The organism is Pseudomonas entomophila (assembly GCF_018417595.1).
Taxonomy (GTDB): domain Bacteria; phylum Pseudomonadota; class Gammaproteobacteria; order Pseudomonadales; family Pseudomonadaceae; genus Aquipseudomonas; species Aquipseudomonas entomophila_C.
The window spans coordinates 5704164-5726574 of record NZ_CP070982.1 but is presented as its reverse complement, the minus strand read 5'-3'; the positions used below and the strand labels follow the sequence as shown (position 1 = coordinate 5726574).

21 protein-coding genes and 1 other RNA gene are annotated in these 22411 nt (G+C 66.0%); 12 read left to right on the top strand and 10 right to left on the bottom strand.

The features are described 5' to 3' along the window. Positions 1–143: 143 nt before the first annotated feature. Positions 144–548, top strand: coding sequence for a flagellar basal body-associated protein FliL (locus JYG34_RS25135; protein ID WP_213658824.1), 405 nt, complete (start codon positions 144–146; stop codon positions 546–548). Here JYG34_RS25135 and JYG34_RS25130 read toward each other — a convergent pair whose 3' ends face one another. From JYG34_RS25130 to JYG34_RS25115, 4 genes are all read right to left on the bottom strand, one after another. Further along, a complete protein-coding gene (locus tag JYG34_RS25130) occupies positions 549–1658 on the bottom strand; it encodes an ABC transporter permease (protein ID WP_213658823.1) in 1110 nt (369 codons plus the stop codon). Position 1659: 1 nt separating this feature from the next. Beyond that, entirely contained in the window at positions 1660–4383 is a 2724-nt protein-coding gene (gene rbbA / locus JYG34_RS25125; protein WP_213658822.1) for a ribosome-associated ATPase/putative transporter RbbA, read from the bottom strand. Beyond that, a complete protein-coding gene (locus tag JYG34_RS25120) occupies positions 4380–5339 on the bottom strand; it encodes an HlyD family secretion protein (RefSeq protein ID WP_213658821.1) in 960 nt (319 codons plus the stop codon). The genes rbbA and JYG34_RS25120 overlap by 4 nt, the downstream gene beginning before the upstream one ends. A 94-nt stretch (positions 5340–5433) precedes the next feature. Further along, on the bottom strand, positions 5434–5883 hold the full coding sequence (locus tag JYG34_RS25115) for an EVE domain-containing protein (protein ID WP_213658820.1): 450 nt from the start codon (positions 5881–5883) through the stop codon (positions 5434–5436). A gap of 175 nt (positions 5884–6058) precedes the next feature. Here JYG34_RS25115 and JYG34_RS25110 point away from each other — a divergent pair, with 175 nt between their 5' ends. After that, a complete protein-coding gene (locus tag JYG34_RS25110) occupies positions 6059–6214 on the top strand; it encodes a hypothetical protein (protein WP_011536298.1) in 156 nt (51 codons plus the stop codon). Positions 6215–6233: 19 nt separating this feature from the next. Here the strand turns inward: JYG34_RS25110 and JYG34_RS25105 are convergent, their stop codons facing one another. The 4 genes from JYG34_RS25105 to JYG34_RS25090 form a co-directional block, all read right to left on the bottom strand. Continuing rightward, entirely contained in the window at positions 6234–6842 is a 609-nt protein-coding gene (locus JYG34_RS25105; RefSeq protein WP_213658819.1) for a 5-formyltetrahydrofolate cyclo-ligase, read from the bottom strand. Between the two features lie 71 nt (positions 6843–6913). After that, positions 6914–7093, bottom strand: a non-coding RNA gene (gene ssrS, locus JYG34_RS25100) — 6S RNA. Positions 7094–7110: 17 nt separating this feature from the next. Next, a complete protein-coding gene (locus JYG34_RS25095; protein WP_011536296.1) occupies positions 7111–7428 on the bottom strand; it encodes a cell division protein ZapA in 318 nt (105 codons plus the stop codon). Continuing rightward, positions 7425–7634, bottom strand: coding sequence for a TIGR02449 family protein (locus JYG34_RS25090; RefSeq protein WP_011536295.1), 210 nt, complete (start codon positions 7632–7634; stop codon positions 7425–7427). Before JYG34_RS25090 ends, JYG34_RS25095 begins: the two co-directional genes overlap by 4 nt. A gap of 146 nt (positions 7635–7780) precedes the next feature. Between JYG34_RS25090 and JYG34_RS25085 the strand changes: the two genes are divergently transcribed. From JYG34_RS25085 to gcvP, 10 genes are all read left to right on the top strand, one after another. Beyond that, entirely contained in the window at positions 7781–8335 is a 555-nt protein-coding gene (locus JYG34_RS25085) for a YecA family protein (protein ID WP_011536294.1), read from the top strand. A 22-nt stretch (positions 8336–8357) separates the two neighbouring features. After that, entirely contained in the window at positions 8358–9692 is a 1335-nt protein-coding gene (gene pepP / locus JYG34_RS25080; protein ID WP_213658818.1) for a Xaa-Pro aminopeptidase, read from the top strand. Further along, the gene (gene ubiH / locus JYG34_RS25075; protein WP_213658817.1) at positions 9689–10888 is read left to right on the top strand and encodes a 2-octaprenyl-6-methoxyphenyl hydroxylase; all 1200 of its coding nucleotides are present in this window, start codon (positions 9689–9691) and stop codon (positions 10886–10888) included. The genes pepP and ubiH overlap by 4 nt, the downstream gene beginning before the upstream one ends. Then, positions 10885–11367, top strand: a complete 483-nt coding sequence (locus JYG34_RS25070) for a DUF4442 domain-containing protein (RefSeq protein ID WP_213658816.1) — start codon at positions 10885–10887, stop codon at positions 11365–11367. Before ubiH ends, JYG34_RS25070 begins: the two co-directional genes overlap by 4 nt. Before the next feature lie 9 nt (positions 11368–11376). Continuing rightward, entirely contained in the window at positions 11377–12594 is a 1218-nt protein-coding gene (locus JYG34_RS25065) for a 2-octaprenyl-3-methyl-6-methoxy-1,4-benzoquinol hydroxylase (protein ID WP_213661254.1), read from the top strand. A gap of 127 nt (positions 12595–12721) precedes the next feature. Beyond that, complete coding sequence (locus tag JYG34_RS25060; RefSeq protein WP_213658815.1) at positions 12722–13723, top strand: extracellular solute-binding protein; 1002 nt, start codon at positions 12722–12724, stop codon at positions 13721–13723. Between the two features lie 151 nt (positions 13724–13874). Next, entirely contained in the window at positions 13875–15497 is a 1623-nt protein-coding gene (locus JYG34_RS25055; RefSeq protein WP_213658814.1) for an ABC transporter permease, read from the top strand. 125 nt (positions 15498–15622) lie between these two features. Then, positions 15623–16705: a glycine cleavage system aminomethyltransferase GcvT gene (gene gcvT / locus JYG34_RS25050; RefSeq protein ID WP_213658813.1), complete on the top strand. Its 1083-nt coding sequence runs from the start codon at positions 15623–15625 to the stop codon at positions 16703–16705. Positions 16706–16752: 47 nt separating this feature from the next. Continuing rightward, on the top strand, positions 16753–17136 hold the full coding sequence (gcvH, locus tag JYG34_RS25045; protein ID WP_213658812.1) for a glycine cleavage system protein GcvH: 384 nt from the start codon (positions 16753–16755) through the stop codon (positions 17134–17136). 162 nt (positions 17137–17298) lie between these two features. Then, positions 17299–20172, top strand: a complete 2874-nt coding sequence (gene gcvP / locus JYG34_RS25040; protein WP_213658811.1) for an aminomethyl-transferring glycine dehydrogenase — start codon at positions 17299–17301, stop codon at positions 20170–20172. Positions 20173–20275: 103 nt separating this feature from the next. On the opposite strand, the gene JYG34_RS25035 is transcribed toward gcvP, so the two are convergent. Continuing rightward, complete coding sequence (locus JYG34_RS25035) at positions 20276–20590, bottom strand: DUF2388 domain-containing protein (RefSeq protein ID WP_011536284.1); 315 nt, start codon at positions 20588–20590, stop codon at positions 20276–20278. Positions 20591–20682: 92 nt separating this feature from the next. Continuing rightward, positions 20683–22350: a GspE/PulE family protein gene (locus JYG34_RS25030; protein WP_213658810.1), complete on the bottom strand. Its 1668-nt coding sequence runs from the start codon at positions 22348–22350 to the stop codon at positions 20683–20685. Positions 22351–22411: the final 61 nt, after the last annotated feature.

Below are 22411 nucleotides of genomic sequence, written 5' to 3'. Positions count from 1 at the left end.
TGCGTGTGGTGGCCGATAAGTGTAGGAGGGCCGTGACTGCGGTCAACGAGCATGGCCCGCCCTGATGAGCCGGCATAAGCCCGGGCTTGGGTTTGGCTGGCGCGCTGGGTAAGCTGGCGCCAACTGTATTGAGGAGCGAATTCGTGAAAGCGTGGATCTTGATGGTGCTGGCCCTGATGCTGCCAGCGGCGGCAATGGCCGAGGAAGCCAAGGAAGGGGAGCCGAAGGTGTCCTACATCACCCTGAGCCCGCCCTTTGTCGGTAACTACGCGCTCGATGGTGGCCCGAAACTGCGGGTGTACAAGGCCGACGTGGCCCTGCGCGTCACCGGCGATACCGCCGCCGCCGCGGTCAAGCACCACGAACCGCTGATCCGCAACCAGCTGGTGGCGCTGTTCACCCAGCAGGGCGTGGACAACATGAGTAACGTCGAAGCCAAGGAAAAACTGCGCCAGGAAGCCCTGAAGCAGGTGCAGCAGGTGATGGAGTCCGAAGAGGGCAAGCCGATTGTCGAGGACCTGCTGTTCAACAACCTGATCGTGCAGTGATCAGGCGGCAAGGCTGCGGCGAAAGCGCAGCAAGGCCACGCTGAAGAACACCAGGCCGATCACGGCCAGGGCCAGCACGTCTGGCCACACCACGCTCAGCCCGGCGTCGCGGAACAGGATCGCCGCGCCCAGGCTGACGAAGTGGGTCGAGGGCGAGCCCTGCATGACCCACTGCAGCCATTGCGGCATGCTGTCCAGCGGCGTGCTGCCCCCTGAGAGCAACAGCATCGGGATGATCACCGGGATCGCCAGCAGGCCGAACTGCGGCGTCGAACGCGCCAGGGTGGCGAGGAAGATCCCCAAGGCCGTGCTGGCGAACAGGTACAGTGCGGTCACCGCCAGGAACAGCCCCAGCGAGCCCGCCAGCGGCACGCCCAGCGCGCCCTTGACCACCACCTCCAGCGAAACCCAGGTGCACAGCACCACCACCAGGGCGTTGCTGCCAATCTTCGCCAACATGATTTCCAATGCCGTCAGGGGCAGCACCAGCAAGTGATCGAGGGTGCCGTGCTCGCGTTCGCGCAGCAGCGCGGTGCCGGTGAGGACGATGGCGAGGATGGTGATGTTGTTGACGATCTGGATCACCGCCAGGAACCAGCCGCCCTCCAGATTGGGGTTGAACAATGCCTTGGGGTTGACCAGCGCGGGGCTGGCGGCACTGCGGTCGGCGTAATCGAGCAGTTCGCGCTCGAAGATCCGGCCGATGTAGCCGGCGCCCATGAACGCCTGGCTCATGGCCGTGGCATCGACGTTGACCTGCAGCTCCGGCGAGCGCCCGGCCAGCAGGTCGCTCTGGAAGTTCACCGGCACGTTGATGACGAAGGTGTACTGGCCGCTGTCCATGGCCTGGTCCAGGCGGTCGGCTGGCAGCGCGACGGCGGGCTGGAATTCGGGCGGTTGCAGCGATTCGGCGAGCTTGCGCGACAGCGCGCTGTGGTCTTCGTCGACCACCGCCACGCTGGCGTTGTGCACGCCGATCACCGAGCCGGCGGCAGGCATGTAGATCGCCACGCTGAAGGCGTACAGCAGGAACAACAGCAACACGCTGTCATGGCGCAGGCTGGTCAGTTCCTTCAGGCCCAGGCGCAAGGTATGGGTGAGTCGGCTCATCTCAGGCCTCCTGCTTTTTCAGCATGGCCAGGCTCAGCCCGGTGAAGGCGGCGAAAAACCCCAGCAGGACCAGGCACTGTGGCCACAGCTCGCGCAGACCCAGGGCCTTGGTGAAGGTACCCACGGCAATGTCGAGGAAGTAGCCGGCCGGGAACAGCTGGCCCATGAGCGCCGCCGAACCGTCCAGCGACGAGCGCGGCACGATCAGCCCGGAGAACTGGATGGTCGGCAAGCTGGTGATGATCATGGTGCCGAGGATCGCCGCGATCTGCGTGCGGGTGAAGGCCGAGATCAACAGCCCCAGGCTGGTGGTCGCCAGCAGGTAGGCCAGGCCGCCGCAGGCCAGGGCCAGCGGGCTGCCCTTGAGCGGTACGCCGAACAGCCAGCGGTTCATCGCCACCAGCAGCGCCAGGTTGACCAGGCTCACCGCCAGGTAGGGCGCCTGCTTGCCGAGCAGGAACTCCAGGCGGGTGAGCGGGGTGGCGTAGAAGTTGGTGATCGAGCCCAGTTCCTTTTCCCGCACGATCCCCAGCGCGGTGAGCATGGCCGGGATGAACGCCAGGATCAGCGCCATCACCCCGGGGCCGATGGCGTTCACGCTGACCACGTCCTGGTTGTAGCGAAAGCGCGTCTCCAGGCGCACGGGCTGCTGGCGCGACACCGGGTGCGGGCTGAGGGCGGCGAGCTGTTCGAGGTTGGCCTGGTGCACGGCTTCGACATAGTTGCGGCTGGTCTCGGCGCGGAACGGCATGCCGCCGTCGAGCCAGGCCGCCACCACCGGTTGGCGCCCGGCGTACAGGTCGCGGCCGAAGCCTGGCGGGATCTCCAGGGCCAGCTTGATTTCCGAGCGCTGCAGGCGCTGGTGCAGTTGACGGGCGTCGCGGATCGGCGCTTGTTCGGCGAAGTAGCGTGAGCCGCGAAAGGCCTCGAGGTAGGCGCGGCTTTGCGGGCTCTGGTCCTGGTCGTAGACGGCGAAGGCCAGGTTTTCCACGTCCAGCGAGATGCCGTAGCCGAAGATCACCATCATGAACAGCGCACCGAGCAGGGCAAAGGCCAGGCGCACCTTGTCGCGCAACAGTTCCTTGCCCTCGCGGCTGGCCACCGCCAGCAGGCGGCGCAGGCTGAAGGCCTGGCGCAGCGGCGGTGGCGGCGTGCCGGCCTGTTCCAGCGCTGTATCGGCCTGGGCCTGGGTTGGCGTGTCCTGGGCCTGTTCGAGGCAGCGCACGAAGGCGTCTTCCAGGGTGTCGCCGCCGAACTGCCGTTGCAGCGCCTGCGGGGTGTCGCAGGCCAGCACCCGGCCGGCGTGCATCAGCGAGATGCGGTCACAGCGCAGGGCTTCGTTCATGAAGTGGGTGGAGAGGAAGATGGTCACGCCCTGCTCGCGGGACAGCTCCACCAGCAAGCGCCAGAAGCCGTCGCGGGCGGCTGGGTCGACGCCCGAGGTTGGTTCGTCGAGGATCAGCACTTCCGGGCGGTGCAGCACTGCCACGGCCAGCGACAGGCGCTGGCGCAAGCCCAGGGGCAGGGCGCCGGAAGGTTGGTCGGCGATGGCGCCGAGGTCGAAACGTTCGATCAACTCGGTGATGCGCAGGGTGCTGTCGGCCTTGGGCAGGTCGAACAGGCGCGCGTGCAACTCGAGGTTCTGTCGGGTACTCAGCTCGCCATACAGGGAAAAGCTCTGGGACATGAAGCCCACCCGCTTGCGCGTGGCCAGGTCGCCGGCGTCCACCGGGCGCCCGAGCAGGCTGGCGCTGCCCTCACTGGCCGGCATCAGGCCGGTGAGCACTTTCATGGTGGTGGTCTTGCCGCAGCCGTTGGAACCGAGGAAGCCGAAGATCTCGCCACGGCCGATGGCGAAGCTGACCTTGTTCACGGCGGTGAAGTCGCCGAAGCGCAGGGTCAGGTCATGGGCTTCGATGGCGATCGGGCCATCGTCGGTCTCGCGGGGCGGAATGTGCAGGGGGGCGGGCTGTTCGCGGCCGGCACCCTGGAAGTGGGTGAAGGCATCGTCCAGCTTGCCACTTGCGGTGACGGCGGCCAGTTCCTGGCTGGGGCCGGCCGCCAGCAGGCGCCCGCCGTCGAGCATCAGGCAGTGCTCGAACTGCTCGGCCTCTTCCATGTAGGCGGTGGCCACCAGCAGGGTCAGTTGTGGGCGCTGGACGCGGACCTGCTCCACCAGCTCCCAGAAGCGCCGCCGCGACAACGGGTCGACGCCGGTGGTCGGCTCGTCGAGGATCAGCAGGTCCGGTTCGTGGATCAACGCGCAACACAAACCGAGCTTCTGCTTCATGCCACCGGACAACTTGCCCGCCGGGCGCCCGGCGAAGCGTTCCAGGTCGGTGGCGCGCAGCAGGCTGGCCATGCGCTGGCGGCATTCGGCGCGGCCCAGGCCGAACAGGGTGGCGAAGAACTGGATGTTCTCGCGGATCGACAGCTCCGGGTACAGGTTGTTGCCCAGGCCCTGGGGCATGAACGCGACCCTGGGGTACAGCGCGGTACGGTGGCGGCGCTGGCGAATCGAGCCGCCAAGCACCTGCAGCTCACCCTGTTGCAGGCGCTTGACCCCGGCGATCAGCCCGAGCAGCGTCGACTTGCCGGCGCCATCCGGGCCGATCAGGCCGCAGCGGGTGCCGGCCGGCAGGCTGAAGGCCACGTCCCGCAGGGCCTGCAGGTCGCCATAGCGGTGGCAGATGCCCTCGGCCAGCAGCGCTGGGGCGGCGTTCATTGCAGGTTGGCCGGCCAGCCCACGTCGGCGGTGCGCACGTAACCGGCGCCGGGCATTCCGGGCTTGGCCTGGGGCACCGCGCTGGGTTCACTCAGGCGCAGCTTCACCCGGAACACCAGCTTCTGCCGCTCGTCGCGGGTCTCCACCTGTTTCGGGGTGAACTGCGCCTTCGCCGCGACGAACGCCACCTTGGCCGGCAAGGCTTTCTCGGGCAGGGCGTCGAGGACGATCCGTGCCTGATCGCCAACCGTCAGCCGACCGGTGGTGGCGGCGGGCAGGTAGAGGTTCATGTACTGGTCACTGGGGTCGATCAGCATCAACACCCGGCCGCCGGCGCCGAGCACTTCGCCGGGCTCGGCCAGGCGCAGCTGGATGATGCCGTCGATGGGGGCGCGCAGGCTGCTATCGTCGATCTCGCTGGTGAGCTGCGCCACCTGGGCCTCGGCGGCGCCGATGGCGGCCTTGATCGCCGCCAGTTGCGCCCGGGCGGCGACCACGGCGGCGTTGGCGGTGTCGTAGCGGGCTTGCTGCTGGTCGAGCAACTGCTGGCTGGCGAACTTGCGCTGGTAGATCTCGCGTACCCGCTTGAGCTCCTGGCTGGCCAATAGCAGCTCGCTTTGACGCAGTTGCACGCTGGCCTGGGCGGCGGCGTAGTTCTCGTTGGCGCGCAGCACTTCGGCCTCGGCCTGGGCGCGCTGGGCTTCCATCGTGCGGGTGTCGATGCGCGCCAGCAGTTGGCCACGGCTGACCTTGTCGCCTTCGTCCACCAGCACTTCGGCCAGGCGGCCGGGAACCTTGCTGGCGATCTGTACTTCGGTGGACTCGAGGCGGCCGTTGCCCATGCTCAGGCCTTCGGGCAGGCGGTCGTGGAGGGATTTCCAGTAACCCAGCCCACCCGCCGCCAGCAGCAGGGCGATCAGGGCGCTGGCGAAGAGTCTGGGGGCGATTCGGTTCATCGGTCTGCATCCTGCGGCTTGCACGCCTCAATCCTGGCGCGGCGCACTTCCTGGCGCGTTGATATTGGTCAAACCCCTGACGATAGACGGGTATTCAGCTCAGCGCGAGGATCGCTACCCATTGCTCGGGTGTCACCGGCATCACTGACAGGCGGGTGCCCTTCTGCACCAGGGGCAATGCCTCCAGGGCTGCCTGCCGCTTGAGCAGGCCCAGGCCGAGCACCTGGCGGAACGTCTGCACATGGGCCACGTCCACCGCGCTCCACGGGTTCTTCTCGGTGCTGGCCTTGGCGTCGAAGTAGTGGCTTTCAGGGTCCAGGGCCGTGGGGTCCGGATAGGCGGCGGCGGTGATCCGGGCGATACCGGCGACGCCCGGTTGCGGGCAGCTGGAGTGGTAGAACAGAAACTCGTCGCCTACGCTCATGGCCCGCAGAAAATTGCGCGCCTGGTAGTTGCGCACACCGTCCCAACGAGCCTCGCCCAGGCGTGCCAGGGCTTCGATCGACAGCTCGTCGGGCTCGGATTTCATCAGCCAGTAGGCCATGGATGCTGCTCCTGAAAGGGTTTGAAATAACTCGTTGCATGAAACCGACAGTCGGTTGGCGTCAACGTTTGCGTGTCGACTCACGTTGTCGGAAAATGCGCCGATTTTATAGCTAGACGCTCCGGCAGCCATCAAGAAAGCCGCCGAGCATGGACCATCTTATTGGGGGCAATCGATGAAACAACGTAAACCGGACCTGCTCTGGATCCTGGCCTTCATCTTCGGTCTGGGTGTGGTCACCACCGGTTACGCCCAGGGTTTGTGGGAGCGCAAGCTGGACGCCGCCTATCAGCAGGCCCCGGTCGACCCCGCGCAACAGCAGCACCGCTGATCCCCCTTTTCGCGCCCGTTCACTTCGGCGCCAGGTACCTGCCACGGTCCGAGACCGTCCCGCGCAAGGGTACATCCCAGCTCGCCTGGGCCAGCCGCTCTACCTTCTGGCATTCGTGCGCCAGCCCCAGCAGCAGTGGTTTCTTCCAGGCCTTGCGCCGCGCCTGATAGGCCAGGCTGCGGTCATAGAAACCGCCGCCCATGCCCAGACGACCGCCCACTTCATCGAACCCGACCAGCGGCAGCAGGACAAGATCCAGCGCCCAGACCGGTCGTTGACGCTTGCGTTCGATCACCGGCTCCGCGATGCGGAAGCGGTTGGGGCGCAGTTTCTCGCCCGGCTCGAAGCGTTGGAACACCATGCGGGTGCGAGGCCAGGCGTGCAGCACGGGCAGGTACACATGCTTGCCGCGTTTATGGGCTTCGCGCAGCAGCAGGCGTGGGTCGATTTCGCCGTCGTTGGGCAGGTACAGGGCGATATGCCGGGCGCGGCGGAACAACGGGTCCTGCGCCAACTGGCGGTACAGGCCGAAGGCGGCCTGGCGTTGCTGGGATGTTGTCAGCGCGCGGCGGGCGTTGCGCAGCAGGCGGCGCAGTTGCGGGCGGGTGAGCGGCGTGATGTCGGTCATGGCACGGGCGGTCCCCGATGAGGCTGGCGGCCAAAACGAAATGCCCGCCAGGAAGGCGGGCAATAGAATTCAGGCTCCCCGACAAGACCGCTATCGGTGTAGCCCTTGAACCCGAAAGTTCAAGGTGGAGATTGCAGGGGGCGTTAAGGCTTTCCGTCGGGCGGACATGCACACCGGCCCCAGCGTGCAACCCCCGTGGTTGTGCGTATCGGCTCAGGGACATAACCGACTGGCGCATCCCCCAGGGAGTGGCGCCAGTATACCAATCTCAATCGTTTTTGCTAACCGGATCGTCGGTGAGTGCCTGGTCGACCCGTTCCAGCAGGTCGCGCACCTGCTCGCGGGTGGTGCCGCCGCTGGCGACTTCCGGGCGTTCCTGGCGGTGCAGCAGCTCGTGGGTGATGTTCAGCGCGGCCATCACGGCGATGCGGTCGGCGCCGATCACCTTGCCGCTGCTGCGGATCTCGCGCATCTTGCCATCGAGATAACGCGCGGCACCGACCAGGTTGTTGCGCTCCTCGGGTGGGCAGATGATCGAGTATTCCTTGTCGAGGATCTGCACGGTGACGCTATTGCTTGAACTCATGAGTCTTGCTCCAGGGCCTTGAGGCGCAAGATCATCGACTCGATCTTGCGTTTGGCGATCTCGTTCTTTTCGATGAGGTGGGCGCGCTCCTCGCGCCAGGATCGTTCCTGAGCTAGTAGGAGTGCATTTTGCCGTTTTAGTTGCTCGACGCGCTCGATCAGCAGCTCGAACCGGCTCATCAGCGCTTGCAGGTCGTTCTCTTGCATGGGTTGCACTCGATTCCTTGACTCACCTGGCGATCATGCCTGCCCCAGGGGCGAGACGGCCAGTGCCGATGGTCTTGGCGCGCCTGCCGGTGCTAGGATACAAGGTCTCCATTCTAGTCATTGCGCCGTCTGGCGCCTAGCTGCCCATGCCCAATACCCAATCGCCCTACATCGCCTTCGCCATGTTGCTCTCGAGCAATGGCCACCCTGTCACTCCCGCCGAGCTGCATGGCCTGCTGATCGGCCGCAGCTGCGCCGGTGCCGGTTTCGATGCCGACGCCTGGCTGGCCGATGCGGCCCAACTGCTCGAGACCGAGCCCGGCGACACCGTTCGCAACGCCCTGGTCGGCCTGCAAGAGATGGTCAAGGCCGAGCTGACCGGCGAGGACGTCGCCATCGTCCTGCTGCTGCCGTCCGACGATGCCGCGCTGGCCGACCGCGCCGCCGCGCTGGGCCAGTGGTGCCAGGGCTTCATTACCGGTTTCGGCTTGAACGCCGGTGGCAAGGACTTGTCCACCGACGCGAAGGAAGTGCTCCAGGACCTGGTGGCCATCTCCCAGGTCCAGGAAGCGCTGGAAGAGTCCGAAGACGGCGAAAACGACTACATGGAAGTCATGGAATACCTGCGCGTCGCGCCGCTGCTGCTGTATACGGAACTGGCCAAGCCGGAAGCGCCCGCCACCAAGCCATCGCTGCATTGATCTGAACCGGGGTCGTTTGCCCATGAGCCACATACCCAAGGCGGAGTACGCCCGTCGGCGCAAGGCGCTGATGGCGCAGATGGTCCCCAACAGCATCGCCATCCTGCCAGCCGCCGCGGTCGCCATCCGCAACCGCGACGTCGAGCACGTCTATCGTCAGGACAGCGATTTCCAGTACCTCAGCGGCTTCCCCGAGCCTGAGGCGGTAATTGCGCTGATTCCTGGCCGCGAGCACGGCGAGTACGTGCTGTTCTGCCGCGAGCGCAACCCTGAGCGCGAGCAGTGGGATGGCCTGCGTGCCGGCCAGGAAGGCGCAATGCGCGACTTCGGCGCCGACGACGCTTTCCCCATCACTGATATCGACGAGATCCTGCCTGGCCTGATCGAAGGCCGCGAGCGGGTGTACAGCGCCATGGGCAGCAATGCCGAGTTCGACCGGCGGCTGATGGACTGGATCAACGTGATCCGTTCGAAGGCCCGCCTGGGGGCCCAGCCGCCGAACGAGTTCGTTGCCCTGGATCATCTGCTGCACGACATGCGCCTGTATAAATCGGCGGCGGAAGTGAAGGTGATGCGCGAGGCCGCGGCAATCTCCGCCCGTGCCCACGTCCGGGCCATGCAGGCATGCCGTGCCGGGTTGCACGAGTACAGCCTGGAAGCCGAGCTCGACTACGAGTTCCGCAAGGGTGGGGCGAAGATGCCGGCGTACGGCTCGATCGTCGCGGCCGGGCGCAACAGCTGCATCCTGCATTACCAGCAGAACGATGCGCCGCTCAAGGACGGTGACCTGGTACTGATCGACGCTGGCTGCGAGATCGACTGCTACGCCAGCGACATCACCCGCACCTTCCCGGTCAGCGGGCGCTTCTCGCCGGAGCAGAAGGCCATCTATGAGCTGGTGCTCAAGGCCCAGGAAGCCGCGTTCGAAGTGATCGCCCCGGGCAAGCACTGGAACCACGCCCACGAGGCGACCGTGCGGGTAATCACCGAAGGCCTGGTGGAACTGGGCCTGCTCAAGGGCGAGGTACAGGCGCTGATCGACAGCGAAGCCCATCGCGCCTTCTACATGCACCGCGCCGGGCACTGGCTGGGCATGGACGTGCACGACGTGGGCGAATACAAGGTCGGCGGCCAGTGGCGGGTGCTCGAGCCGGGCATGGCGCTGACCGTCGAACCCGGCATCTACATTGCCGCCGACAACCAGAACGTCGCGAAAAAGTGGCGCGGCATCGGCGTAAGGATCGAGGACGACGTGGTAGTCACCAGGCAAGGTTGTGAAATCCTCACTTCAGGCGTTCCCAAGACCGTCGCCGACATCGAGGCATTGATGCTCGGTGCCCGCGAGGACGCCGCATGAACCGGGTCAATCTGGCGATCATCGGTGGCGGCTTGGTTGGCGCCAGCCTGGCGTTGACCCTGCAGGCCGCGGCCAAGGCGCGTGGCTGGAAGATCCTGCTGATCGAGCCGTTCGCCCCGGGCGACAGCTTTCAGCCCAGCTACGACGCGCGCTCTTCGGCGCTATCCTACGGCACTCGGCAGATCTACGAACAACTGGGGGTGTGGCAGGCCATCAGCCACCGCGCCGAACCGATCCTGCAGATCCAGGTTTCCGACCGTGGCCGCTTTGGCGCCACGCGCCTGGATGCCAGCGAGGAGGGCGTGCCGGCGCTCGGCTATGTGGTGGAGAACGCCTGGCTCGGCCAGTGCCTGTGGCAGGCCATCGACAGCGAGGTGGTCAGCTGGCGCTGCCCGGCCGAAGTGAAGGCCATGCAGGCCATCGCCGGTGGCTATTGCTTGCAGCTGGACGACGACACCTCGCTTGAGTGCGACCTGGCCGTACTGGCCGACGGCGGTCGCTCGGGTTTGCGCGAGCAGTTGGGCATTCATGTGCGCCGCACGCCCTATGACCAGAGCGCACTGATCGCCAACATCACCCCCGGCGAGGCCCACGGCGGCCAAGCCTTCGAACGCTTCACCGAGCAAGGCCCGATGGCGTTGCTGCCGCTCTCCGAGAACCGCTGCGCGTTGGTCTGGACCCGCCAGGGGATGGACGCCAGGCGCCTGGCTGAACTCGATGAACGCAGTTTCCTGCGCGAGCTGCAGGACGCCTTCGGCTATCGCCTGGGCGCGCTGCGCCAGGTAGGCGCCCGCCATCTGTATCCGCTGGCGCTGGTCGAGGCCGAGGAGCAGGTGCGCCCGCACCTGGTGGTACTGGGCAACGCCGCCCACAGCCTGCACCCGATCGCCGGCCAGGGTTTCAACCTGTCGCTGCGCGATGTGCAGGCGTTGGCCGAAGCGTTGCTGGCCGGCCCGCAGCAACCCGGCGACCTGGCCACGCTGCAGGTCTACCAGACGCGCCAGCGCCTCGACCAGGCGATGACCATCGGCTTCTCCGACCAGGTCACCCGCCTGTTTGGCAGCAACCAGCCTTTGATGGCGGCTGGGCGCAATATCGGTTTGCTCGGCCTTGACCTGCTGCCCCCGGCGAAAAGCTGGTTCGCCCGCCAGGCCATGGGCCTGGGTACACGCCCCGACCCGCGAGGCCAGGCATGAGCGACTCCCGCAAGCTCGCGCGCCGAGCCCGCATGCTGCGTTGGCTGCTGAATCTCTACCCGCCTTACCTCGGTGCTGGCATCCACATCCAGGAAATCAGCCCGGACATGCGCCGCGTCAAGGTGCGCATGAAGCTGACGCGGTGGAATCGCAACTACGTCGGCACCCAGTTCGGCGGCAGCCTGTATTCGATGGTCGACCCGTTCTACATGCTGCTGCTGATCGAGCAGCTGGGGCGCGAGTACATCGTCTGGGACAAGGCCGCCAGCATCGATTTCATCTCGCCGGGCAAGGGCCCGGTATATGCCGAACTGCACGTCGATGACGCGCTGCTGGACGACATCCGCCAGCAGACCGCCAGCGGCAAGAAATACCTGCCCCGGTTGCAGGTGGAGATCCGCGACGGTGCCGGCGAGCTGGTGGCGCGGGTCGACAAAACCCTATATGTGCGGCTCAAGCCGCAAGCGAGGCAGGCGTAAGGCATGGAAATGCGCGCGGATCTGTTGATTGTCGGTGCCGGTATGGTCGGCAGCGCCCTGGCCCTGGCCTTGCGCCACAGCGGCCTGGAAGTCCTTCTGCTCGACGGCGGCCCGCTGTCGGTCAAGCCCTTCGACAGCGACGCGGCGTTCGAGCCGCGGGTCAGCGCGTTGTCGGCAGCCAGCCAGCGCATCCTCGAGCGTGTGGGGGCCTGGGAGGGCATCGCTCGGCGGCGCGTATCGCCGTATTCGCACATGCGCGTCTGGGATGGCAGCGGTACTGGCGAGATTCACTTCTCGGCGGCCAGCGTGCATGCCCAGGTGCTGGGCCATATCGTCGAGAACCGCGTGGTCCAGGACGGCCTGCTGGAGCGCCTGCACGACAGCGATGTCGGGCTGCTGCCCAACGCCCGTCTTGAGCAATTGCGCCGTTCCGGTGACGAATGGCTGCTGACCCTGGCCGATGGCCGCCAGCTGCGTTCGCCGCTGGTGATCGCCGCCGACGGCGCCAACTCGGCGGTGCGGCGCCTGGCGGGTTGCCAGACCCGCGAGTGGGATTACCTGCACCACGCCATCGTCACCAGCGTGCGTTGCAGCGAAGCACACCGGGCCACGGCCTGGCAGCGCTTCACCGACGAGGGGCCGCTGGCCTTCCTGCCGCTCGATCGCGACGGTCGGCAGGACTGGTGCTCGATCGTCTGGTCGACCACGCCGGAGCAGGCCGAGCAGGCCATGGCGATGGACGACGAGGCGTTCTGCAAGGCGCTGGAGCGTGCTTTCGAGGGGCGCCTGGGCGAGGTGTTGCAGGCCGACCCGCGGGTCTGTGTGCCGCTGCGCCAACGCCACGCCAAACGCTATGTGGAAGAAGGGCTGGCGCTGATCGGCGACGCGGCCCACACCATCCACCCGCTGGCGGGGCAGGGGGTGAACCTGGGCTTCCTCGATGCCGCGGTGCTGGCCGAGGAGCTGGTGCGGGCCTGCGAGCGCGGCGAGCGCCTGGCCGATGTGAAGGTGCTGAGCCGTTTCGAACGGCGTCGAATGCCGCACAACCTGGCGCTGATGGCGGCGATGGAAGGTTTCGAGCGGTTGTTCCAGGCCAATCCGCTGCCGTTGCGCTGGTTGCGCAACAGCGGGTTGAAGCTGGTGGAACAGATGCCCGAGGCCAAGGCGTTGTTCGTGCGCCAGGCGTTAGGGTTGTCCGGGGACTTGCCGGAGTTGGCCAAGGCTTGAGATGGCGCGGGGCCGCGAAAGGACTGCATAGCAGCCCCCAGCAACATCTGGTAACGGCTCGGCAGATGAGTCGTAAAATGGGAACCACTACCATTTGCACCTCTCAACTCAGCGAGGAGTGCCCCGAATGTTATCCCGCAAGCCCCTACTGGCCGCCCTGGCCCTCACGTTGTTCGGCGGCACCGCCCAGGCGGCGGATGAAGTGGTGGTGTACTCCTCGCGCATCGACGAGCTGATCAAGCCGGTATTCGACGCCTATACCGCCAAGACCGGGGTGAAGATCAAGTTCATCACCGACAAGGAAGCCCCGCTGATGCAGCGCATCAAGGCCGAGGGCGAGAACGGCGTGGCCGACCTGCTGCTCACCGTCGATGCCGGCAACCTCTGGCAGGCCGAGCAGATGGGCATCCTGCAGCCGATCAAGTCGGCCATCATCGACCAGAACATCCCTGCGCAGTACCGCGCCTCGTCCCACGACTGGACCGGCCTGAGCCTGCGCGCGCGGACCATCGTCTACTCCACCGAGCGGGTCAAACCGTCCGAGTTGAGCACCTACGAGGCCCTGGCCGACAAGAACTGGGAAGGCCGCCTGTGCCTGCGCACGGCGAAGAAGGTCTACAACCAGTCGCTGACCGCCACCCTGATCGAGAACCACGGCGAGGCCGAGACCGAGAAACTGGTCAAGGGCTGGGTCAACAACCTGTCCACCGACGTGTTCTCCGACGACACCGCCTTGCTTCAGGCCATCGCGGCCGGCCAGTGCGATGTGGGCATCGTCAACACCTACTACTACGGCCGCCTGCACAAGGAGAAGCCGAACCTGCCGGTGAAGTTGTTCTGGCCCAATCAGGGCGACCGTGGCGTGCACGTCAACCTGTCGGGTATCGGCCTGACCAAGCACGCACCGCACCCGGAGGCGGCGAAGAAGCTGGTGGAGTGGATGACCGGCGAAGAGGCGCAGAAGCTGTTCGCCGACATCAACCAGGAGTTCCCGGCCAACCCGAAGGTGAAACCGTCGGAGGAGGTGGCCGCCTGGGGCAGCTTCAAGGCTGACAGCATTCCGGTGGAAGTGGCTGGCAAGCGCCAGGCCGAGGCCATTCGCTTGATGGACCGGGCTGGCTGGAACTGAGTTTCACGGCTTATCCTGTCGGGGCCCTTTGGGGCCCCTTCGCGGCTGAAGCCGCTCCTACAGGTTGTGGGGATTGCACGGTCCCTTGTAGGAGCGGCTTCAGCCGCGAACGACCGCACAGCGGTCGCCACCCGCAATCGAGACTCCTGCATTGCCCCATACCCTCCAACGCCGCTGGTACCTGCCGGTCTTCCTGACCGCAGCCCTGATCCTGCTTCCGCTGAGTGTTCTGCTACTGTCCTGGCAGTCGATCGACCTGCAGATCTGGTCGCACCTGCTCGACACCCAGATGGGCCGCCTGCTGGGCAACACCCTCACGCTGGTGGTCGGTGTTGGCATAGGCGTGACGGCGCTGGGGGTGAGCCTGGCCTGGCTCACCAGCCTTTGCGAATTCCCGGGCCGGCGTTGGCTCGACTGGGCGCTGATGCTCCCCTTCGCCATCCCCGCCTATGTGCTGGCATTCGTCTTCGTCGGCTTGCTGGATTTCGCCGGCCCCGTGCAGACGGCGTTGCGCGAAGTGTTCGGGCCCATGCGCCTGCCGCGGGTGCGCTCCACCGGCGGGGTGATCACGGTGCTGGTGCTGGTGTTCTACCCCTACGTTTACCTGCTGGCACGTACCGCGTTCCTGGCCCAGGGCAAGGGCCTGATGGAAGCGGCGCGGGTGCTTGGGCTGTCACCGTTGCAAGCGTTCTGGCGTGTCGCCCTGCCCATGGCGCGCCCGGCCATCGGCGCGGGTATCGCCCTGGCGCTGATGGAAACCCTGGCCGATTTCGGCGCGGTGTCGGTGTTCAACTTCGACACCTTCACCACGGCGATCTACAAGACCTGGTACGGCTTCTTCAGCCTGTCCAGCGCGGCGCAGCTGGCCAGCCTGCTGTTGCTGGCGGTCATCCTGGTGTTGTACGGCGAGCGCCGCGCCCGCGGTGCCAGCCGCAGTGGCAATGAACGGCCACGGGGGCAGGCGCTTTACCACCTGCGCGGCGTCAAGGCGTTCGCCGCCAGCGCCTGGTGCCTGCTGGTGTTCGCCTGCGCCTTCGTCATCCCGCTGCTGCAACTGCTGGCGTGGTTCTGGCAGCGAGGTCGGCACGATCTGGACGAACGCTATTTCGGGCTGGTCATGCACACCCTGTATTTGGGTGGCATGGCCGCGTTGATCACGGTCAGCGTGGCCATGCTGCTGGCCTTCGCCCGCCGCCAGGCGCCCACCACGGGGATCCGTGCCGGGGTCGGGCTGGCCAACCTGGGCTACGCGTTGCCCGGCTCGGTGCTTGCCGTGTCGATCATGCTGGCGTTCAGCTACCTGGACAATCAGTTGGTGGTACCGCTGTCGCAGTGGCTGGGCGGGGCGGGCAAGCCGCTGTTGCTGGGCAGCCTGTCGGCGCTGCTGCTGGCCTACCTGGTGCGCTTCATCGCGGTCGCCTACGGGCCGTTGGAAAGCAGCCTGGAGCGCATCCGGCCCTCCTTGCCAGAGGCATCGCGCAGCCTTGGTGTTGGCGGGCCAGGATTGTTTTTCAAGGTGTATCTGCCGTTGCTGGTGCCCGGGGCCCTGAGCGCCGCATTGCTGGTGTTCGTCGACGTGCTCAAGGAAATGCCGGCCACCTTGTTGATGCGCCCGTTCGGCTGGGACACCCTGGCCGTGCGGGTGTTCGAGATGACCAGCGAGGGTGAATGGGCGCGGGCCTCGTTGCCGGCGCTGACCCTGGTGCTGGTCGGTTTGCTGCCGGTGATCGGGCTGATCCGTCGTTCTGCCCATCGTCCGGGGCATCGGCGATAAGGGTGCCAGGGCGCTTCCTTGCGGCTACAATGCGCGGCATTCGCAGCGGCGGTTCCTACAAGAACAGGTGATCAATAAACAATTGCCGCCCGCCGCCGCCTCGCCACGCCCGGAAGGAGAAACCCATGGGACAGCGTACGCCTCTGTATGACCTGCACCTGGCGCTTGGCGCCAAGACGGTCGACTTCGGCGGTTGGGACATGCCCCTGCACTACGGCTCGCAGGTCGAGGAGCACCACCAGGTGCGCAGTGACTGCGGGGTTTTCGATGTCTCGCACATGACCGTCATCGATATCGAAGGCTGTGCCGCCACACCCTGGCTGCAGCACTTGCTCGCCAATGACGTGACGCGCCTGGAAAGCCCCGGCAAGGCACTGTACAGCCCGTTGCTCAATCATGAAGGCGGGGTCATCGACGACCTGATCGCCTACCGCACCGAAGATGGCTACCGCCTGGTGGCCAACGCCGCCACCCGCGACAAGGTGCTGAACTGGCTGCAGGTGCAGAGCGCTGGCTTCAAGGTCAGTTTCACCCCCCGCCCGGAGCTGGCAATCCTCGCGATTCAAGGCCCTCAAGCCCGTGAAAAGGTCGCCGCCCTGGTCAGCGCGCCGCGTGCCGCACTGATCCGCGAACTGCGTCCGTTCGAGGGCTTCATCGAAGGTGACTGGTTCATCGCCCGCACGGGCTACACCGGCGAAGACGGCCTCGAGATCATCCTCCCCGGCGATCAGGCACCAGCCTTCTTCAACGACCTGGTCGGTGCGGGCATCGCCCCCAGTGGCCTGGGTGCCCGAGACACGCTGCGCCTGGAAGCCGGCATGAACCTGTATGGCCAGGACATCGACGAGTCCCACACCCCGCTGACCTCCAATCTTGGCTGGAGCGTCGCCTGGGAGCCGGCTGGCCGCGAGTTCGTCGGCCGTGGCGGCCTGTTGGCGGAAATCGAGCAGGGCGTGAAGGAAAAACTGGTCGGCCTGGTGCTCGAGGAGCGGGGTGTATTGCGCGCCCATCAAGTGGTTCGTGTATCCGGCATTGGCGAAGGGGAGATCACCAGTGGTAGTTTCTCGCCTACGCTGAGCAAATCCATTGCCCTGGCGCGTGTACCCATGGCGACCGGCGACCGCGCCGAAGTGGAAATCCGCGGCAAGTGGTACCCGGTGCGGGTGGTCAAGCCAACCTTCGTGCGCCACGGCAAGATCCTGATCTGAACACTTAACGGCGGGCCGTCCGCTGACCCAATCGAGGAAGACAAGACATGAGCAATATCCCCGCCGACCTGCGTTTTGCCGAAAGCCATGAGTGGGCGCGCCTGGAAGCCGATGGCACTGTGACCGTGGGCATCAGCGACCATGCCCAGGAAGCGTTGGGTGATGTGGTGTTCGTCGAGCTGGCCGAAGTCGGCAAGGTGTTCGCGGCAGGCGACGCGGCAGGCGTGGTCGAGTCGGTCAAGGCCGCTTCGGACATCTACGCGCCGGTGGCTGGCGAAGTGATCGCGGTCAATGAAGAGCTGGCCGACAGCCCGGAGCTGCTGAACGAAGAACCCTACGATGCGTGGATCTTCAAGCTGAAGCCGAGCGACAAGTCCCAGCTGGACAAGCTGCTGGATGCGGCCGGTTACAAGGCTGCGATCGGCGAGTGATCGTGGCTCGCCAGCAAGGCTGGCTCCTACAGAGGATACACGCGTTCATGTAGGTGCCAACCATGCTGGCGAACAGGCTTCACAAGTTTTCCCGCAACATCGCCGATCCCTTCCTAGACTTGTAAGTCTCCAAGAGAACTGGTCCAGGAAGAGATCGTCGCCATGTCCCAGTCGCCATCCCTGAGTCAACTGCAAGAGCCCAACCCTTTCCTGCGTCGTCATCTGGGCCCCGATGGCCCGGAGCAGCAGGCCATGCTCGAGGCACTGGGTGTCGCCAGCCGTGATGAGCTGATCGAGCAGACCGTGCCGCCCGGCATTCGCCTCAACCGCCCCCTCGACCTGCCGCCAGCCCTCGACGAACAGGCCGCGCTCGACAAGCTTGCCGGCTATGCCGCGCAGAATCAGCTGTGGACAAGCCTGATCGGCATGGGTTACCACGCCACCGTCACCCCCACGGTCATCCTGCGCAACGTGCTGGAGAATCCGGGTTGGTACACCGCCTACACCCCGTATCAGCCGGAGATCGCCCAGGGGCGCCTGGAAGCGTTGCTGAATTTCCAGCAGATGGTCATCGACCTGACCGGATTGGCCCTGGCCAACGCATCACTGCTCGACGAGGCCACCGCCGCCGCCGAAGCCATGGCCCTGGCCAAGCGCGTGGCGCGCAGCAAGAGCAACGCCTTCTTCGCCGACGAGCACTGCCATCCACAGACGCTATCGGTGCTCAAGACCCGCGCCGAGGGCTTCGGCTTTGAACTGATCATCGACTCTGTGGATAACCTGGCCAGACACAAGGTATTCGGGGCCTTGCTGCAATACCCGGATACCCACGGCGAAGTGCGCGACCTGCGCCCCCTCATCGACCAGTTGCACGGCCAGCAGGCACTGGCCTGCGTAGCCGCCGACATCCTCAGCCTGGTGGTGCTCACCCCGCCGGGCGAGCTGGGGGCGGACGTGGTGCTCGGTTCGACCCAGCGCTTCGGCGTGCCCATGGGCTATGGTGGGCCCCATGCGGCCTATTTCGCCTGCCGCGACGACTTCAAGCGGGCCATGCCCGGGCGCATCATCGGCGTGTCCCGGGATGCCCGCGGCAACACCGCGCTGCGCATGGCCCTGCAGACCCGCGAGCAACATATCCGCCGCGAGAAGGCCAACTCCAACATCTGCACGGCGCAAGTGCTGTTGGCCAACATTGCCGGCTTCTACGCCGTCTACCATGGTCCCGAGGGCCTGCAACGCATCGCCCAGCGCGTTCATCGATTGACCTTCATCCTCGCCGCCGGGCTCGAGGCCAAGGGCCTCAAGCGGCTGAACCAGCACTTCTTCGACACCCTTACGCTGGACGTCGGCGGCACCCAGGCGGCGATCATCACCAGCGCCGAGGATGCACGCATCAACCTGCGCATCCTCGGGCGTGGGCACCTGGGTGTCAGCCTGGACGAAACCTGTGACGAAGCGACGGTGTACAAGCTGTTCGACATCTTCCTCGGTGTCGACCACGGGCTGGATATCACCGAGCTTGATCAGAAGGCGCTGCCCGAGGGCATCCCCGGTGCCCTGGTACGACGCACGCCGATCCTGCAGCACCCGGTGTTCAACCTGCACCACAGCGAAACCGAGATGCTGCGCTACCTCAAGCAGCTAGAGAACAAGGACCTGGCGCTGAACCAGTCGATGATCCCGCTGGGCTCCTGCACCATGAAGCTCAACGCCACCAGCGAGATGATCCCCATCACCTGGCCGGCGTTTGCCCAACCGCACCCGTTCGCCCCGCTCACCCAGATGCAGGGCTACAAGGCGATGATCGACGAGCTGGAAAGCTGGTTGTGCGCGATCACCGGGTTCGACGCCATCTGCATGCAGCCCAACTCAGGCGCCCAGGGCGAGTATGCCGGGCTGATGGCCATCACCCGTTATCACCGCAGCCGCCACCAGCCCAGGCGCACCCTGTGCCTGATCCCGTCGTCGGCCCACGGCACCAACCCGGCATCGGCGCAGATGGCGGGGATGGAGGTGGTGATCGTCGAGTGCGACGAGCAGGGCAACATCGATTTCGAAGACCTCAAGGCCAAGGCTCACGCGGCCGGTGATCGGCTGTCCTGCCTGATGGTCACCTACCCATCGACCCACGGCGTCTACGAAGAGGGCATCCGCGAGATCTGCGAGGTGGTGCACCAGCATGGCGGCCAGGTGTACATGGACGGTGCCAACCTCAACGCCCAGGTTGGTCTGACGCGGCCCGCCGACATCGGTGCCGACGTGTCGCACATGAACCTGCACAAGACCTTCTGCATCCCCCACGGCGGTGGTGGCCCGGGCATGGGGCCGATCGGCATCCGTGCCCACCTCAAGCCGTTCGTCGCCAGCCACCCGGTGGTGCCGGTGCCCGGCCTGGACCCGAACATGACGGCGGTCAGCGCCGCGCCCTGGGGCAGTGCCAGTATCCTGCCGATCAGCTGGATGTACATCGCCATGATGGGGCGGCAACTGGCCGACGCCAGCGAAGTGGCGATCCTCTCGGCCAACTACCTGGCCAGCCAGCTGCGCGATGCCTTCCCGGTGCTCTACCGTGGGCGCAACGAGCGTGTGGCCCACGAGTGCATCCTTGACCTGCGCCCGCTCAAGGCATTGACCGGCATCAGCGAGGAGGATGTGGCCAAGCGCTTGATGGACTATGGCTTCCATGCGCCGACCATGTCGTTCCCGGTGCCGGGCACGCTGATGGTCGAGCCCACCGAGAGCGAGTCGAAGGCCGAGCTGGATCGATTCGTCGAGGCGATGCTGGCGATCCGCGCGGAAATCGGTGAAGTGCAGGAGGGGAACTGGCCTGCCGAGGACAACCCGCTCAAGCATGCCCCGCATACCCTGGCCGATGTGCTGGCGCCGTGGGATCGGCCCTACAGCATCGAGCAGGGGGTGGCCCCCAGCGCTCACGCGCGCCAGCACAAGTACTGGCCGGCGGTGAACCGGGTCGACAACGTGTATGGGGACAGGAATCTGTTCTGTGCGTGTGTGCCGGTGGAGGCGTATCGCTGAAATGGTGTGTAGGAGCGGCTTCAGCCGCGATGCGGATATCGCGGTGGATGGCACCCGCTTTGCGGGTGATCGCGGCTGAAGCCGCTCCTACAGGGCGAGGGGATTACTCGGCCACGGCGTTCTTGGCCAGGATCGCGTTGGCCAGCTCCATGTCGCTGGCCTGGACGCCTGGGTTGTCCGCTCGCACCTGGCGCATCGCGGCTTCCAGGTACGGCCCGCGGATCGCGCCCTCGCTGGCGACGAAGCTGCCGGCGTCGTCCTGGGCGGCGACGATCAGCTTGTGATCCTTGAACGTCAGGTAGGTCGAGGCGGTGGTGGCGCCGGAGGAAATGACGTTACGCCAGAACGTATCGGCCATGGCGGAGCCAATGGGCAGCGAGAACAGGACAGTGGCTGCGATGGCTGTTTTGAAACGCATGTTGAATCACCTCGGTGGATGAGGGCGGTTGAGATGCCGGTTTGATCCACTGACCCTGCGCCAAGTTCCCGGCCACGCAGGGGATTTCTTGGTTATCCACAGACACGCAATACTTCTTCCTGGCTGGTCAGGCCGCGCTCGATCTTGTCCTGTGCGCAGCGGCGCAGGTCGCGCATGCCGTCGGCCAGGGCTTGCTGGTGCAGCGCGGCAATGTCGGTGGACGGCGTGATCCATTCGCGCAGGCGTGGGCTGACAGACAGCAACTCGAACAGCCCGGTGCGGCCGTGGTAGCCCGTGCCACGGCACTGGCGGCAGGCCTGTATGCCGTGGCATGCCGGGCAAAGGGTGCGTACCAGGCGCTGGGCCAGGACGCCGCTCAAGGTGGCCTTGATCAGGTAGTCGGCGACGCCCAGTTCCAGCAGGCGGGTGATTGCTCCGCAGGCATCGTTGGTGTGCAGCGTCGACAGCACCAGATGGCCGGTCAAAGCGGCCTGCACGGCCACTTGGGCGGTCTCCGGGTCGCGGATCTCGCCGATCATGATGATGTCCGGGTCCTGGCGCAGCAGGGCACGCACGCCATTGGCGAAGCCCAGGTCGAGCGCGGGTTGGACCTGAAGCTGGTTGATCGCCGGCTCCAGGCGTTCGATCGGGTCTTCGATGCTGCACAGGTTTACCTGTGGCGTGGCCAGATGCCTGAGGCTGGCGTAGAGGGTGCTGGTCTTGCCTGACCCGGTGGGGCCGGTCACCAGGAGGATGCCCCGGCGTTGACGCAGCAGCGCTTGCCATTGCTCCAGCATCGGGTCTTCCAGGCCCAGGCTTTCGAGGTTGTCGTGCAACTGCTGCGGATCGAACAGGCGCAGCACCAGCTTTTCACCGAACGGCGTCGGTAACGTGGAAAGACGAAGCTCGGTCTCGGCGCCGCCTGGCAAGCGGCTCTTCAGGCGACCGTCCTGCGGGCGGCGTTTTTCCGCGACGTTCATCCGCCCCAGGTGCTTGAGGCGGCTGACCATGGCCAGGGTGACGTTGGCCGGGAAGCTGTAGACCTGGTGCAGCAGGCCGTCGATGCGCAGACGCAGGCGGCCTTGCTCCCTGCGGGGCTCCAGGTGGATATCGCTGGCCCGTTGTTCGATGGCGTATTGCAGCATCCAGTCGACGATATGCACGATATGGGCATCATCGGCACTGGCCTGGGGCTGGTTGGCGCCCACTTCGAGCAACTGCTCCAGCTCGCCCAGGCCCGGCGAGGGCTGGTCGCCGGCGCCGCGCACGGAGCGGGCCAGGCCGAAGAACGTTGGGCTCAGTTGGTGGATCTGCCTGGGGCTGGCCAGCACGCGGCATACCGTCTTGCCCAGGCTGAGCGCGAGCTCGGCCTCCCATTCACGCAGGTAGGGCTGGGCAGTGGCCACCGTGATGGTGCCGGCATCCACCGCGATGGGCAGTATGCCGTGACGCTGGGCGAAACCAGCGGACATCAGGCTGGCCATCCGGGCCAGGTCGACCTGCAGGGGGTCGATGTGCAGGAACGGCAGGCCAACCTGGTCTGCCAGCCAGCGGCACAGTGTGTTCAGGTCCAGCGGCTGGCCGGGATGCAGCGGGTCGGCCAGGTCGAGCGCGGCGATCAGCTCCAGGGGATGCTCGGTGGGGTACGCCTTGGCTCGTTCGAGCACCTCCAGTGCATCGCCGGCAGCGAGCCGGTGTTCGGCCAGCAGGGCGTCGAGCAGGCGGTTGAGGTCGAGGTCTTGGGTAGTGTTGCTGAGCATGGTGGCGTCCCTGCCGGGTGAACGGTAGCCTGGGCAAGGCTAGCCGGGGACGATCACGGCT